At 61.5% G+C, this 15,095-nt stretch carries 11 protein-coding genes; 1 reads left to right on the top strand and 10 read right to left on the bottom strand.

The annotated features are described in order from the left end of the window. Positions 1 to 559: 559 nt before the first annotated feature. The 3 genes from C3B61_RS18535 to C3B61_RS18515 all read right to left on the bottom strand — a co-directional run bounded on the left by C3B61_RS18535 (position 560) and on the right by C3B61_RS18515 (position 4,257). Positions 560 to 1,273 carry a GAF and ANTAR domain-containing protein gene (locus tag C3B61_RS18535; protein ID WP_103461958.1) on the bottom strand — a complete coding sequence of 238 codons (714 nt, stop codon included), beginning with the start codon at positions 1,271 to 1,273 and terminating at the stop codon, positions 560 to 562. 73 nt (positions 1,274 to 1,346) lie between these two features. Continuing rightward, positions 1,347 to 1,664, bottom strand: coding sequence for a DUF7882 family protein (locus tag C3B61_RS20395; protein ID WP_482764189.1), 318 nt, complete (start codon positions 1,662 to 1,664; stop codon positions 1,347 to 1,349). A gap of 1,060 nt (positions 1,665 to 2,724) precedes the next feature. After that, positions 2,725 to 4,257, bottom strand: coding sequence for a protein kinase domain-containing protein (locus tag C3B61_RS18515; RefSeq protein ID WP_244286003.1), 1,533 nt, complete (start codon positions 4,255 to 4,257; stop codon positions 2,725 to 2,727). A gap of 915 nt (positions 4,258 to 5,172) precedes the next feature. Here C3B61_RS18515 and C3B61_RS18510 point away from each other — a divergent pair. Then, on the top strand, positions 5,173 to 5,739 hold the full coding sequence (locus C3B61_RS18510) for an RNA polymerase sigma factor (protein ID WP_103461955.1): 567 nt from the start codon (positions 5,173 to 5,175) through the stop codon (positions 5,737 to 5,739). Positions 5,740 to 6,075: 336 nt separating this feature from the next. Here the strand turns inward: C3B61_RS18510 and C3B61_RS20390 are convergent, their stop codons facing one another. From C3B61_RS20390 to C3B61_RS18480, 7 genes are all read right to left on the bottom strand, one after another. Continuing rightward, entirely contained in the window at positions 6,076 to 6,519 is a 444-nt protein-coding gene (locus C3B61_RS20390) for a DUF7882 family protein (RefSeq protein WP_482764187.1), read from the bottom strand. 193 nt (positions 6,520 to 6,712) lie between these two features. Further along, positions 6,713 to 7,414, bottom strand: a complete 702-nt coding sequence (locus C3B61_RS18505) for a response regulator (protein WP_103461954.1) — start codon at positions 7,412 to 7,414, stop codon at positions 6,713 to 6,715. Continuing rightward, positions 7,395 to 9,974, bottom strand: a complete 2,580-nt coding sequence (locus tag C3B61_RS18500; RefSeq protein ID WP_103461953.1) for a sensor histidine kinase — start codon at positions 9,972 to 9,974, stop codon at positions 7,395 to 7,397. The genes C3B61_RS18505 and C3B61_RS18500 overlap by 20 nt, the downstream gene beginning before the upstream one ends. A gap of 3 nt (positions 9,975 to 9,977) precedes the next feature. Beyond that, entirely contained in the window at positions 9,978 to 10,586 is a 609-nt protein-coding gene (gene kdpC, locus C3B61_RS18495; protein ID WP_103461952.1) for a potassium-transporting ATPase subunit KdpC, read from the bottom strand. A 32-nt stretch (positions 10,587 to 10,618) separates the two neighbouring features. After that, positions 10,619 to 12,781, bottom strand: coding sequence for a potassium-transporting ATPase subunit KdpB (kdpB, locus tag C3B61_RS18490; RefSeq protein WP_103461951.1), 2,163 nt, complete (start codon positions 12,779 to 12,781; stop codon positions 10,619 to 10,621). Positions 12,782 to 12,783: 2 nt separating this feature from the next. After that, complete coding sequence (kdpA, locus tag C3B61_RS18485; protein ID WP_103461950.1) at positions 12,784 to 14,457, bottom strand: potassium-transporting ATPase subunit KdpA; 1,674 nt, start codon at positions 14,455 to 14,457, stop codon at positions 12,784 to 12,786. Further along, on the bottom strand, positions 14,458 to 14,547 hold the full coding sequence (locus C3B61_RS18480; protein WP_103461949.1) for a potassium-transporting ATPase subunit F: 90 nt from the start codon (positions 14,545 to 14,547) through the stop codon (positions 14,458 to 14,460). Positions 14,548 to 15,095: the final 548 nt, after the last annotated feature.

Here is a 15,095-nt window from a genome sequence, read left to right as displayed (position 1 = left end):
GGGACACGCCCGAGTTCGAGGCTGCGGTCCCCAGCCTTCCCTTCGTGAACCGATCGGCGATCGTACTTGGCCAACGTCGGAGGGACCGACGACGAACTACGACATGAGCTCGGGCTGCCGATCCCGGAGTCATGCGTAACCAGCACCGAGCTGGACCACGGCCCCCGTCGCTTGCTCGCTACTCCCCTGTCGCCGACTCAGAGGGCCGCTCGGGTACGGCGCCCTGACCAACGAGTTCACCACTCATCTGGGAGCGCCAGAGATCATTGACCGCAACCCCTACAGCCCCCGAACATCGTGGACTCGCCACAAACTTGCCGTCAGCGTCGACTCTTACACCCGAGAACACGAATGCCCCTTGATCAAACTGACAATTCAGCCGCTGACCACAGTCATCCAACACCACGCCACCACAACTAACCAAACCGCCTGAAATCTGGGGCACTGTCCGGCACCTCTTTACCCACCCGTTGCCTGAACTACCGGAAAGTTGAAGGCAAGCAGCCCTGGACTTCTATTCCAGGCGAGGGCGTTCAAGCGGACGTCTCAATCGTTCCACCTAAAACGAGAGCCCGTGATGCACGACACCATCAGCGATGTCGTGCAGCTTTGAACTACTTGTGCGGGCGTAGGTGCGGAGCAAGGAGAAGGCGGCATCAATGGGCACCCCGTGGCGCTGCGCCAAAACACCCTTAGCTTGCTCGATGAGTATCCTGCTCTTCAGCGCTTGCTGTAATTGTCCGTTCACTGTGCCTTGATTGTGGATGATTTGGTACTGGACGAGGCTGATCGTTGCCACTTGAGCCAAGGCCAACGCCAGAGCTGCGTCCTGGTCGCTGAACGGTTCGCGGACGGAACTAAAAAGGTTCATACTCCCAAAAGTGTGACCACGCAGGCACAATGGGAAAGAATGCACGGCATCGAATCCTCGCGAGAGGGCAATCGCAACAAACTGAGGCCACCGTCCGGATACTTCGGAGAGATTAGAAATCTCTACAGGTTCCCCGGAAGCGAAGCAGTCCAGACATGGGCCTTCATTGTAACCAAGCTGGGCCTCTTCGACCTCGCTCGTACGCTCGTTCGAAGACGCCACAATGTGAAGAACACCACCGCTATCGGCCAGAAGAATTCCGGCGTCTGTCGCCGCTGTAAATTCGGTGCTGGCCTGGACGAGGATGTCCATGGTGTCGACGACGTCGCGGCCCGCACTTAGTGAGTCGGCGAGGAGCACAAAGACGTCTGCGAGATCAACTTCGCGTTGTGAGGAGCCCATGCACCCAGAGAATAGAGCGCGATCACGACGGCCGTAAAGGGCTTGCGCTCCACTGCCAAAGGCCCTACACGGATTATCGAACTGTGCGCCCGGCCCAGACTGGGTCAATGACCTGAGCGGTCCCGCTAACGTTAGGGGACCAAACTTTGGCGGGTCGATTCGCGACGAGCGGGCGCGTTTCTGGCATGACCGTCATTCCTTCGGGCGTGTTCGCAGACTTGACTAACGCTTCGACCCACTCCAAATCGAGGAGAGGCCATCGGCTATCTGCGAACTTGAAGAAGAGTGGGGCGCCGGGGAATATCCAGATCGAGCCCCGCCCTCCGTCACCGTCCGTCTCATTTTTCCAGGAGAGATGAAAGCTCTCTCTTAGGTGCAGCTTGACCCCGATGGCGACCTGAAGATGAGCGAGTGTCCAGTCGTTGAAGCTCCGGTCGTGGTCATCGAACCAGCCGATCTCGCCGACACCGTCAAGAAGCTCGCCATTCACCTCAAGGTGGCGCCATCATGAGCTGGGAGGATAAATGACCGCTTCAGAATCACCGCCGCCGGTATCCGCCCACCCCCCAACGTGGGAGTTCGAGTACCCGATCATCCACGCCGAGTCTAGGGAACAAGGGCGAGCTTGGCTGACGCACAACCTCGCGTCAGCCCGAGGTGTGTGGTTGTGCTCCTGGCGCATCACCACCGGCCGACCACGCTGCCCGTACCCCGAGGCCGTCGAGGAAGCCATTTGCTTCGGTTGGATCGACTCCACCAACACCATCCTCGACGACGAGCGCAGCTTGCAGCATCGGTCGAAGGAATCTAGAGAAATTTTGCTGCCCCTGATGACGATTTCGGCTCGATCCACCAGGCGGCGCCTCACGACAGAGGACCCTCCAATCCTCGACGCGTGCGTCGAAGTCTGCGCTGCGTCAACGGTCGCCTCTGAGCGGGTGGCGCAGCTGTACAGCCCCTGGGTCACGTGCACCGTCGCGTGTCATCGCCTGAGCGACGCCTGTACGGAACTACAAGTCGCCCCGTCAGCCCGATAGAAGACCGATCCCGTATCCGATGACAGTTCACGGGCGGCTTCTTCGGCGATAACAGCTCCAGTTGCCGTCCTGGTTTTGGCGCTCTGAGAGGATAAACGCATGGTGCAGCGAAAGCTCGGCGACGTTGGTAGGCGGATCGGTCTGATTCGCTGGTTGCGAGAAGGTGAGGAGTGGTTGCCGGAGATAGTCGTGGGCACAGTTATCGATCGCGCAAGCGGGGTCTGGCACCTCGATGTGAATGGGGAGACTCGCGTGCTGAACGAGTGCGATTGGTCTATGTACCAGCCCTAACGCACCAGGACATCCGTATGAGGCTTGGCACCCCGTATACGCGGCCGCCAGTCGCGTCGTCGGAGATGAGCTGGATTGAGCGGACAGGGCGGGTGCCGGATGGGCTCCCCCAGCCCACGGTCGTTAGCCGAGGGCGGCGCGGCTATCGAGCAGGGCCTGACGGCTGTCCAGGCGCAGTTCTAGTTCCATCATCACGACGCCGGCGAGGCCTTCCAGAGTGGCCATCTCGGCGCTCGTGAAGTCCCGGGGCGTGTGGTCGATTAGGCACAAGGTGCCGACGTTGTGTCCGTCCCGAGTGGTGAGCGGAACGCCGGCATAGAACTGTAGACCCATTTCGCCGATCACCAGGGGGTTAGCGAGCGCTCGGGGATCGATCCGGGCATCTGTCACCACCCAGGGCTTGTCTTGCAGGATGGCGGAGGCGCACAGTCCGGCGTCGCGGTCGATCTGTTCAACGGCCAACCCGTGTCGCGATTTGAACCAGATCCGATCGTGGTCCACCACGCTGACGAGCGCGATCGGAACCCTAAAGGCGCGAGCGGCCAACGCGGTGATCTGGTCGAAAGTGTCGTCGGGCGGGGTGTCTAGTAGGTCGTAGCGTCTGACGGCGATCATCCGACCCTCTTCGTCCGCGGCGTCAGGAGCCCCGGGCCGGGTGGCCGTCAGTTGCAGAGGTGCATTGGCGCGGTGCCGCCCTGAGCTGCCGGCGATCAGCTGCCGCAGCGCGAGCACCAAATCGTCCACCAACGGCCTGTCCCGAGGGTCGCGCGCAGTCATCGCGGCGATCAGGCCGGCCCAGGCGGCTGGTACAGTTTCGGGAATGGCCGGATCCTTCATAAGTCGGGCCAGAGCCGACGGTACTGCCTGGCCGGGGAAGGCGATTTCGCCGGTGAAACACTCCAGTAAAACCAGTCCCAGCGCATACACGTCACTGGCTGGCCCGACCTGGTCACCCGTGGCCTGCTCGGGGCTCATGTAGTGAGCACTGCCGGTGGCCGCTCCATCCGCGGTATAGCGCCGGGAATCGGCGAGCAAGGCGATGCCGAAATCGGCGAGCTTAGCTCGGGTACGCGAGTCGTCGCCGTTGTAGTTGACGAGCAGCACGTTGGCGGGTTTGATGTCCCGGTGCACAACGCCGCGCGAGTGGATGTATTCCAGGCCTTCTGCGAGATCCTGAGCCAGCTGGGCGATTTGACGCAAGGGCAACGGGCCGCGGGCGAGCCGACGCTGCAGGTCGGCGCCCTCGACGAGCTCCATCACCAGGTAGATACGCGGCATCATTGGATCGCTGCGGTCAACGGCAGCGTCGAGCAGGGTGACGAGGCTGTGGTGACTAAGGGAGGCGAGGATGTTAACCTCATCCTCTTGACGCCGTACGTCGGCCGACTGGGTGGCGTCGGCGAGGAAGATCTTGATGGCCACGTGGCGGCCGAGGACTTCGTCGATGGCCTTGTAGACGGCCCCCATGCCGCCCTGGCCAAGCAGGTCAAGCAGCCGGTAACGGCCTCGCAGCAGCATACCCATTGCTGCACCATTCTCCGGCACACTGCCCGCCTTTCCTGCCGCAACTCTACCGGGCCAGATACCTGCGCCGTGGCCATGGAGACTGCGGGCGTCCTGTCGTTGTAAACCCGCATTGGGCGGGGTCGCTGCCAAGGTCTCGCGTTAGCGGCCATCCAATTCGACACACCGGCCAAGTGCACGCGCGCGGAACCACTTGTCGAATCACCCGATTGCATGCGAGATCACCCGCCCTTTTGGTTCATGATGCTCGGCCGACAGATACTCGTGATGCGCGAAGACCGGACTTTTCCCTAAATGACTGATTCTCACTAGTAGGATCTAGCTACGTGTTGGAGCTGTCACCCCATGCGATTTATAGGCCGTGGAACACGCGGTTGAAGAACGCGGCCACATGGTCGGAAGTTAGGGAATGGCCCACGCCCCGAAAAGTCACTCATATCAAATTGCGCGCAGCGCTTTCGGCGCCGCGTTCGGGCGCTACGGGCTGCTTTGTGAGTTCCGGTCTGGAGGCGGCATTGGAGTTTTGCGGACAGGCAACGGTGGGCCGGACGTGATACTGAGCCGCAACCCAAAGGGCGATCGCTTTGCCCACAGGGACCGTGTCGATGTCGGCGCTCTCAGGAAATGGGACGTAAAGATAGTGATGCTCCACGCACTCCGGGTCGATCGCGGCCAATGGTCCTCTTGGTCTCTCCGCAGACTACCGGTGCCTCAAGACACTGAGCTTCTGGGGCGCGGCCATCGGTCTAACTGGCACCTTGCGGTTAGTTCTTGGATTTCAATCGAGCCGCAAGCGACCGACCGACAGAGAATCGTCGGGCGGACGCCCCGGCCCGACGATACTCTCGGGGGCCAAAATCGTCCTGGGCGCGGCTTTGAATAGTTTCGGCACCGCGGCGCCCACCCCACGAGTGCAACAAGACGTTCTAATGCGCCATGGTCAGCACATTAGGTCGTCACCTGTCCGTATACTCATCGAGTGCTTCCTGCTGATATCCCTAACCCACGCGCAGTCAGGCGCCCTTCCTTATCAACCATTGGAACCTGATGGTGCCTGACGTTATTGGCCAGTTGCTTCTTGAGAATGAGACTGACAGTGTTTTGGTTGACTTCGTAATCGCCGGAAACCAAACTGCATTCGAAATACTAGTCCGCCGCTATAGACCGATGCTGCATGGCTACGCTATGCGGACGCTGGGTTCCAATGAGGAATCTGACGACGTCGTGCAGGAAGCGTTTATCACTGCGTGGGAAAAGCTTCCGGTGTTGAAGGACGGCGTGCACCTGAAGGCTTGGCTGATGCGTGTTGTGCGTAACAAGTGCCTGGATCGACTGCGAAAACGGCGTCCCGTCACCGTCGAGATTGACGAGAATATGCCGGCACTCTTGGACAGCCCCTTCGACGTAGTTGAAACCCTCCTGCAGAATGAGGCCTTGTCGCTGGCCCTATCCGGATTGCCAACGAACCAGCGTCGAGCCTGGGTTATGCGCGAGTTCTCGGGTGCTAGCTACAACGTAATAGCTAGCGAGTTAGGCGTTCCGGAATCAACGGTTCGTGGCCTACTTGCTCGATCACGCCACACTCTCGCTCGGGAGTTGGCAGCATGGCACTAAACACCCAGCTTCGCAGCCGCACCCCGGGTGGCTTCCGCGCATAAAGGCGGGCCCTAAGCCAGACTCGTGGCCAAACGACCGCGCGTCGGTACGAGATGCAAGAGCGGTCGTTTTGGAGTCACTTCCTCGCGAGATATGGAACTACGGGAGGGCAAGGGAGGGGCCGCTTGTGCCCCATCGAATCGGATGCCCCGACCGCCCCGTGACGTTCTGAAGCTTAGCCTCAAGCGTCGTCACTCGGTGGCTAGGCAGGAATCAGCTGACCGCTGATTCTGCCGCTGCCGCTGCCGGATCATATTTGCAGCTCCGCGGGACAGATTGAGGTCGAGCGATGAATCAGTCAGTCGGTCGCTCTGTCCATATGGGGAGTACTTTCCGTCCGCTCTCCGGTGGATGGCTCTGCCAGCCACTGTGTGCGCTAGTGAGGGCCAGAGGTTTCCCTCTGTCTTGGGTCGATCCCCGCACGAGCGGGCGCGGTTTTGGCATTACCGTCATTCCTGCGGGCGTGTTGGCGGCCTTGACTAGCGCCTCGATCCACTCCGAATCGAGGAGAGGCCATCGACCATCGGCGAACTTGAAGAAGAGTGGGGCGCCTGGGAATATCCAGATCGAGCCTCGCCCTCCGTCACCGTCTGTCTCATCTTTCCAGGAGAGATGAAAGCTTTCTTTTAGGTGGAGCTTGACCCCGATGGCGACCTGAAGATGAGCGAGTGTCCAGTCGTCGAAGTAGATTGTGAGGCCCGAGTCGTACGTCAGGGTTCCCACGAGCTTTCCTCTCATGAAGTGAATATGGCCAGACCATAACCCCACTGCGTAGCCTCAGGGAGGGGGTTGCGCACTCTCGCGCTGCTGTTGTTCGAACCGCCTCCGATCAACTCATGCCGATGGGTTCAAGCTGGTTCGCGGCTGGAGCCGCGATCGATGCACGCTTATCCGTGGGGTTTCGCCAAAACGCAGGGCTGCATTAATGGTGTTATCCCGCCATTTCGCGATCGGGCAAAAAACGGTACCCCATGCCCGACTCCGTGAGCAGGTAACGGGGACGGGCGGGATCGGGCTCGATCTTCTTTCGGAGCTGTGCGATGTAGAGGCGGAGATATCCGGTGTCGGTGACGTGTTCGGATCCCCAAATCTCGGTGAGGAGGCTTTGTCTGGACACGAGTCTGCCAGCGTTCTTGACCAGAACTTCCAAGACCTGCCATTCGGTAGGCGTCAGTCGTATGAGCTCAATCCCGCCGGGCGCATCCTTGGTGATGCTCTTCGCAGCAAGGTCAATCGTTATGTCCGCAATCTGTGTGACGGGCGCGGTTTCCTGGTTGGGGACGCGTCGAGTGAGAGCGCGGATGCGTGCGAGGAGTTCGTCGATGGAGAAGGGTTTGGTGACGTAGTCGTCGGCTCCGGCGTCGAGCGCGTCGACTTTGTCAGCTGCGCCGGTTCGCCCGGATACTACGAGGATCGGGGCCTGGGTCCACCCCCGGAGGCCCTGGATGACTTGGATTCCGTCAAGTTCGGGCATGCCCAAGTCGATCATGAAGAGGTCGGGGCGATGCACAATGGCAGCGTTGACGGCTTCTGTACCGTCGGCGGCGGTGATGATTTCGTAGCCGCGGGCTCCCAGAGTGATGCGCAAGGCTCGGAGGATTTGGGGGTCATCGTCAGCGATGAGGATTTTCATGTGGCTCCTTGCCTTGGGGTGCGGGAATGGTTGGCTTGGAGGTCGAGGGTCTCTCATCCGACGATACGTCTGGAGGGCAGAACGTACTGGTTGCTACGGGGAGGGCGATGACCATGGTGAGGCCTCCGGCAGGGGTGGTCTCGGCTTCGAGGGTGCCGCCCATGCCTTCGGTGAATCCCTTTGATAGGGCCAGTCCGAGGCCGAGGCCAGTGAGGTTGTCGGTGTCGCCGAGCCGTTGGAAGGGCACGAAAATGTCCTCACGTCGTTCGGGGGCGATACCTGGACCGTGGTCGATGACGCGGATCTGGACCGTGCCAGCAAATCTGCTGGTGGAGATGCGGACTCGCGTGCCGGGTGGGGCGAATTGGGCCCCATTGGCGAGGAGGTTCACAACCACCCGTTGGAGGAGGCCCTGATCTGCCAGGAGGTGCGGAAGGTCTGGATCGAGATCGAGTTCGATATCTCCCGGACCAAGATGCAGTTCGTCCAAGGACGAAAGGATCACGTCTTCCGCATCTACATCGTCGAGCATCACTCCAAGAACGCCGGCCTGAACTCTGCTGACGTCAAGAAGATCGGTCACGAGTGATGCGAGGGTGTGAAGGCTCTCATCAGCTGTGGCAATGAGCTCATCCCGATCGCTGTCCGACCAGGTAACGTCGGTTGAACGAAGTCCACTGATAGCCGCGGTAGCAGCGGCGAGAGGCCGACGGAGATCGTGACTTACTGCGGTGAGGAGCGCACTTCTGACGCGGTCCGTCTCGGCAAGTGGCCCCACTTCGTTTGCAGTGGCGGTCAGGTCGGAGTGTTCCAATGCCGCGTCGATCTGTGCGGCGATCACGGCAAGCAGCCGTCGTTCTGAGGCCTGCAGGTCCCCGCCGTGAAGTTCGAGTGTGGCACGGGTCCCGACCGGCACCGTTGTGAGCTTGTGATCGCGGGTGGGTTCGCCGTCCTGCACAATGATCTGCCCGTTCCCAGTCAGACGAACTCCGGCGAGGTTGAACGCTTCGCGAGTTCGACTGATCAGCGCTTGAAGGGCGCTTTGACCCCGCAGGACGCTGCCGGAGATCGTGGCCAGGAGTTCGGACTCCGCTGCGGAGCGCTTGGCTGCGCGGGTACGCCGCGCCGCTTGGTCAACAACGTAACTGACCAGGACGGCGTTCAAGACGTAGAGGAGGAGCGCTAACAGATGCAACGGTTCATCGACGGTGATCGTGTTTACCGGTTCGACGAAGAAGAAGTCGAGAGTGAGGCCCGACAGGAACGCCGCGAAGAGGGCTGGCCAGATTCCGCCAACGAGTGCGACGAGGACGACGAGAAGCTGGTACGTGAGAACATCACTGGTGATTGACTCAGGGCTCCGGAACGACATGAGGAACCAGGTCACGAGTGGGCCGCCGACCAAGGCGAGGACGAATCCGGAGACGCGGCGTTTCATCGTGACCGCTCCCGCGAGACGAGGGAGCGTGAAGCGCCCTCCGGCCGCGGCGTGGGTGACGATGTGAACGTCGATGTTGCCGGACTCACGGATTACCGTAGACCCAATTCCTGGTCCAGTAAGCGCAGCCATCAGCCGGTTCCTGCGGCTGACGCCGATCACCAGTTGCGTCGCATTCGCCCCCTTCGCGAACTCTACGAGCGCAAGGGGGATGTCGTCGCCGACGACCTGGTGGTAGGTGCCGCCGAGAGTCTCAACAAGGGATCGTTGTTGGACCAGCGCTCCCGGGTGAGCGGAGCGGAGACCATCCTGGCTGGTGATGTGCACCGCGAGGAGTTCGCCGCCTGCGGATCGGGCGGCGATGCGGGCACCGCGCCGAATGAGAGTTTCCCCCTCCGGTCCGCCGGTGAGAGCGATGACGACGCGTTCTCTGGCTTCCCACTTACTGTCGATTCCATGCTCAGCACGATAGCTTTTCAGCGCGGTATCCACCTCGTCTGCCAGCCAGAGCAAGGCGAGCTCACGCAGGGCGGTGAGGTTGCCCAGCCGGAAGTAGTTCGACAGTGCAGCGTCGATGCGTTCAGCCGGGTAGACCCGGCCGTCGGCGAGTCGCCCTCGCAGGGCCTGGGGTGCGAGGTCGACCACTTCGATCTGGTCTGCCGAGCGCAGCACCGTGTCGGGGATGGTTTCTCTCTGCGGCGCACCGGTAATCTGCTGCACAACGTCGTTGAGCGATTCGATGTGCTGGATATTGACCGTGGACATCACATCGATCCCGGCGTCCAGCAGTGTCTCCACGTCCTGCCACCGCTTGTCGTGCTCCGACCCGGGCGCGTTGGTGTGTGCCAACTCGTCCACTAAGGCAATGTCGGGCTTCCGCGCTATCACCGCGGCTAGATCCATCTCTGTCAGTTCAACGCCACGATGTGAGACCGTGCTGCGCGGGATGATCTCGAGGCCCTCGGCCATGGCCGCCGTGGCGGCGCGGCCGTGTGTTTCCACGACCGCGACGACCACGTCTTTTCCTTCGTCGAGGAGGCGTCTGCCTTCTTCGAGCATGGCGTAGGTTTTGCCGACACCGGGGGCGGCGCCGAGCAGCACTCGTAGCCGCCCTCGTCTCATTGCCTACGCCTTAAAGGATTCGAGAGCGATGTTCAGCTGCAGCACGTTCACGGTCGGCTCTCCGAGGTAGCCGAGGTCCCGGGCTTGGATGTGGCTCTGGACGAGAATCTGCACGTCTTCTACGGCCAGGTCTCTTTCGGCGGCGACACGTTCGACCTGCATGAGCGCGTACTCCGGGCTGATGTGTGGGTCCAGCCCCGAAGACGACGCTGTGAGGGCGTCCGCAGGGATGTCGTCCGGGTTGACGCCGTTGAACTCGGCAATCTGCGCCTTCCGTTCCTCGATCGCCGCAATTAGATCTGCGTTCTCGGGCCCGTAGTTGGATCCGCTGGAGGCTCCTCCGTCGTAACCGTCGCCGGCGGCCGAGGGCCGCGGTTGGAACCACTCGGGCAGAGGGTTGCCGTCAGCGTCGGAAAAGGACTGCCCGAGAAGAGCGGATCCGACGGTGTCGCCGTCCACAGTTTCTTTGGAGCCGTTCGCCTGAGCGGGCAGGGCGAGCTGTCCGATGCCGGTGATGACGAGCGGGTAGCCCACCCCGAGAACGGCGGTGAGGACGATCATGGCGCGGAGGGCGACCCAATAATGCGGGATGCCCGAGCGGGGTGAGCTCATGATGAAATCTTCTTTCTAAGGTCGAACGTGGGTTAGAAGCCGGGGAGCAGACCGACGACGAGGTCGATCAGTTTGATTCCGATGAAGGGGGCGATGACGCCGCCAACGCCGTAGACCAGCAGGTTGCGGCTGAGGATTTTCGAGGCGCTCAACGGGCGGTATTTCACTCCGCGCAGAGCCAACGGGATCAGGACGACGATGACGACGGCGTTGAAGATGATCGCCGAGAGCACAGCCGACGATGGGGAGTGCAGCCCCATGACGTTCAGCACAGCCAGGCCGGGGAACACTCCCATGAACATGGCGGGGATGATCGCGAAGTACTTCGCGATGTCGTTTGCGATCGAGAACGTGGTGAGCGCACCACGGGTGATCAGCAGTTGCTTGCCGATACGCACGATATCGATCAGCTTGCTCGGGTCCGAGTCGAGGTCAACCATATTGCCGGCCTCTTTCGCGGCCGAGGTGCCGGTGTTCATCGCAACGCCGACATCCGCCTGGGCCAACGCGGGCGCGTCGTTGGTGCCGTCACCGGTCATCGCGACCAGGTTACCGCCCTTCTGTTCCCGGCGGATGAGAGCGAGCTTGTCTTCCGGAGTGGCTTCGGCGAGGTAACCATCGACGCCGGCTTCGGCTGCGATCGCTTTGGCCGTGAGCGGGTTGTCGCCCGTGATCATTACCGTGCGGATGCCCATGGCCCGCATCTCAGCGAAACGTTCCTTCAGGCCCTCCTTGACGATGTCTTTGAGGTGCACGACGCCGAGGATGCGGCCCTCACCGGTCGCGCTCTTCACGGCGACCACGAGCGGGGTGCCACCGCTGTTCGCGATGTTCTCTACGTGTTCGTCGAGGTTGGCGAGTACGGAGCTGGCAACTCGTCCGTTCTCTTCGATCCAGGCAATGACCGCAGAGCCGGCGCCCTTGCGGATCTGCACGCCGTCCGGCTGGTCGAGTCCGCTCATTCGAGTTTGGGCGGTGAAGGGAACGATGTCTCCGACCGCGAATTCGCCCACGTGGATGCCTTCCACCCCGGCGAGGTCGACTACCGACTTCCCTTCAGGCGTGGGATCGGCCAGTGATGAGAGCGCGGCTGTGCGGATCAGCTCGTCCAACTTGACTCCGTCCAGGCATACGAATTCGGATGCTTGGCGGTTGCCGTAGGTGATGGTTCCGGTCTTGTCCAACAGCAGGGTGGTGACGTCACCGGCTGCTTCAACGGCGCGGCCGGACATTGCCAGGACGTTGTGCTGCACGAGCCTGTCCATACCCGCGATACCGATCGCGGAGAGCAGCGCACCGATGGTCGTCGGGATCAAGCAGACCAACAGGGCCACCAGGACGGGCAGGCTGACCACGGCCGCCGAGTATGAGGCGATCGGGTTCAACGTGAGGGTGACGATGACGAAGATGATCGTGAGGCTTGCCAGAAGGATGTTCAGCGCGATCTCGTTGGGTGTCTTCTGGCGGGAGGCGCCTTCGACTAGACCGATCATCCGGTCAACGAAGGTTTCGCCGGGCTTGCTAGTGATCTTGACCACGATGCGGTCGGAGAGCGCCCGGGTGCCGCCGGTGACGGCGCTGCGGTCACCGCCGGACTCCCTCACCACAGGTGCTGACTCGCCCGTGATGGCGGACTCGTCGACCGAGGCGATGCCCCAGATGATGTCGCCGTCACCGGGGATCAGGTCGCCCGCAGTCACGACAACCATGTCTCCCAGTTGGAGGTCCGCGGAGGAGACCTCCTGGAGGGGCGTGGTGGTCGCTGCGGGATCGCCGGCTGGGCTGTAACCGGCCACTTTGTGGGCCATGGTGCTGGTGCGGGTCTTGCGCAGGCTGTCAGCCTGGGCCTTGCCGCGGCCCTCGGCCACGGACTCGGCCAAGTTGGCGAAAAGTACCGTCAACCAGAGCCATACGGCGATGCCCCAGGTGAACGTCGCCGGCACCGCGGAGCCGCCGGACGACGCCGGGCCGCCCAAGAACGGTTCGGCGATGGCGAGGACCGTGGTGAATGCGGCCCCGACCTCAACGATGAACATGACGGGGTTGCGCCACATTTGCTTCGGGTTGAGCTTCTTGAACGCTCCGGGCACGGCGGCCAGTAGCTGCTCGGTGCTGAACGCGCTCTGTGACCTTGGAGTACGCGGGGCGTCGGATTTCTGCGGCGCCAGTGCGGGTGTCGTGGTGGTGGTTGACATGGTTACTGCAGCCCTTCCGCTAGGGGACCCAGCGCGAGTACGGGGAAATAGGTGAGAGCGGTGATGATGACCGTCACGCCGATGAGGAGGCCGACGAACTGCGGCCGATGAGTGGGCAGCGTGCCCGAGGTGGCCGGGATTTTGTCCTGCGCGGCGAGGGAACCGGCCAGGGCAAGGACCAGCACGATCGGGATGAACCGGCCAAGGAGCATCGCCACGCCGAGGGCGGTGTTGAACCACGGTGTGTTCGCAGTGAGCCCTGCGAACGCCGACCCGTTGTTGTTCGCCGCGGAGGTAAACGCGTAGAGCACCTCGGATAGTCCATGAATACCGGGATTCCAGATCGAGGTCGACTCGACATCTGCCCGTACGGCGGGAATTGCGAAGCTCAGCGCCGTGCCCAACAGGACGATCGTCGGGGTTACAAGGATGTAGAGGCTCGCGAGCTTGATCTCTTTCGGGCCGATCTTCTTGCCCAAGTACTCAGGCGTGCGCCCAACGAGCAGACCACCCACAAAAACGGCGATGATGGCAAGGACCAACATCCCATAGAGGCCCGAGCCGACGCCGCCGGGAGCGACCTCGCCGAGCATCATGTTAATCATCGGCATCATGCCGCCGAGAGACGTGTACGAATCATGCATCGAGTTGACTGCGCCGGTCGAGGTCAAGGTGCTCGTCGACCCGAACAGGGTTGACGCGAAGATACCGAAACGTTGTTCCTTGCCCTCCATGGCGCCTCCCGCGAGCTGCGGCGCTGTACCAGCACCGTTCAGCTCGAAGAGGGTGAGAAACGTGAGCGAGGCAATGTAAATCGTGCCCATCACGGCGAGGATCGCATAACCCTGCTTGTGGTTACCGACCATGCGACCGAACGTGCGGGGCAGGGCGAACGGGATCATCAGCATCAGCACGTTCTGGAACAGACTCGTCCAGGCGTTGGGGTTTTCAAATGGATGCGAGGCATTGGCATTGAAGAATCCGCCACCGTTGGTGCCGAGGTTCTTTATCACTTCCTGCGATGCGACCGGACCGCCAGGCAGGTTTTGGATCCCGCCGCTGAGAGTCGTGATCTCAGTGAAGCCATTGAAATTTTGGATCACGCCGCTCGCCAGGAGCACGACCGCACCGATGACGGACAGGGGCAGCAGCAACCGCAGGATTCCCCGGGTCAGATCGACCCAGAAATTACCGATCGTTGCAGACTCGCGGCGGGTAAAACCGCGCACCAGCGCAATAGCAATTGAGATACCCACGGCCGCGGAAACAAAGTTCTGCACCGCAAGGCCGGCAATCTGCACGGTGTAGCCCATGGTCAGGTCGGGTGAGTAAGACTGCCAGTTCGTGTTAGCTACGAACGACGCTGCGGTGTTGAACGACAGGCCCTCGGGAACGGCAGGGAATCCCAGCGAATATGGGAGCACGGCTTGGAAGCGCTGCAGGAGGTAGACGAAGAGCAGGCCGACCACCGAGAAAGCGAGAACACCGCGCAGGTAGGACTGCCAGGTCTGTTCAACGCGGGAATCCACTCCGATGACTCGGTAGAAGCCTCGCTCGACCTTCAGGTCTTTCCGCGAGGTGTAGATGTGGGCCATGTAGTCGCCCAGGGGACGGTACAGCAGGGCGAGGATGAGAATCAGGCTGGCCACCTGGAGGATCGCGAAGAAGACGTCCATTTAGAATCGCTCCGGTTTCACGAGGGCGACCACGAGGTACACCACAGCAGCAACCGCCAACGCCGCGGCGAGCAGGTCAAAGAAGATCACAGCTTCTCGACCCCCCAGCCGATGACGCCGACAAGCGCGAACACGGCGATGACGCCGAGTACGTAAACAATGTCAAGCACAAGTAACTCCATCTGGAGAAGGACGACACGACCCGAAAGCGGATCGTGGATGCCGCAGCGGCACGACAACTGATTAGATACCTTCGGTTTCGCGGAAAACCGGGCCCTAACGGTATCCATACGGTCTCCCGATGGAACCTAACGACATCCATACGCCCGCGCTGATCCATGGCGTTTCGCTTCGCCGTACAAAGCGGTACTTCGCCCCTGCTGCCGCCATCTGCGTATAGGTACCGTTCGGTTCCGCGAAATTCCCGTATGTCTTCCGTTAGGGGGGAGGTTTTACGCCCGGGGGTCCGTTAGGACTGAAGAATGACTACTCCTGACAGCCCCACATTGGAGCCCCTTAGACCCAGCGATCTGGGAACGAGGTCTGGCTCATGACTCTCACCGCGATGATGCCGTCCCTCCGGCGCACGCTTGCCGATCCTCTCGACATCGATGCCTGGCCCGAATCTTCACACGCCA

This window comes from Cryobacterium zongtaii (assembly GCF_002909375.1).
GTDB classification, from domain to species: Bacteria; Actinomycetota; Actinomycetes; order Actinomycetales; family Microbacteriaceae; genus Cryobacterium; species Cryobacterium zongtaii.
Note: the sequence above shows the minus strand (reverse complement) of the source record. Positions and strands in the feature narration are given on the sequence as shown.

Bases quoted from the DNA above. Each gene is read 5' to 3' on its own strand.
- C3B61_RS18535 (WP_103461958.1), bottom strand. From the start codon at position 1,273: ATGGGCTCCTCACAACGCGAAGTTGATCTCGCAGACGTCTTTGTGCTC.
- C3B61_RS18510 (WP_103461955.1), top strand. From the start codon at position 5,173: ATGGTGCCTGACGTTATTGGCCAGTTGCTTCTTGAGAATGAGACTGAC.
- C3B61_RS20390 (WP_482764187.1), bottom strand. From the start codon at position 6,519: ATGAGAGGAAAGCTCGTGGGAACCCTGACGTACGACTCGGGCCTCACA.
- C3B61_RS18505 (WP_103461954.1), bottom strand. From the start codon at position 7,414: ATGAAAATCCTCATCGCTGACGATGACCCCCAAATCCTCCGAGCCTTG.
- C3B61_RS18500 (WP_103461953.1), bottom strand. From the start codon at position 9,974: ATGAGACGAGGGCGGCTACGAGTGCTGCTCGGCGCCGCCCCCGGTGTC.
- kdpC (WP_103461952.1), bottom strand. From the start codon at position 10,586: ATGAGCTCACCCCGCTCGGGCATCCCGCATTATTGGGTCGCCCTCCGC.
- kdpB (WP_103461951.1), bottom strand. From the start codon at position 12,781: ATGTCAACCACCACCACGACACCCGCACTGGCGCCGCAGAAATCCGAC.
- kdpA (WP_103461950.1), bottom strand. From the start codon at position 14,457: ATGGACGTCTTCTTCGCGATCCTCCAGGTGGCCAGCCTGATTCTCATC.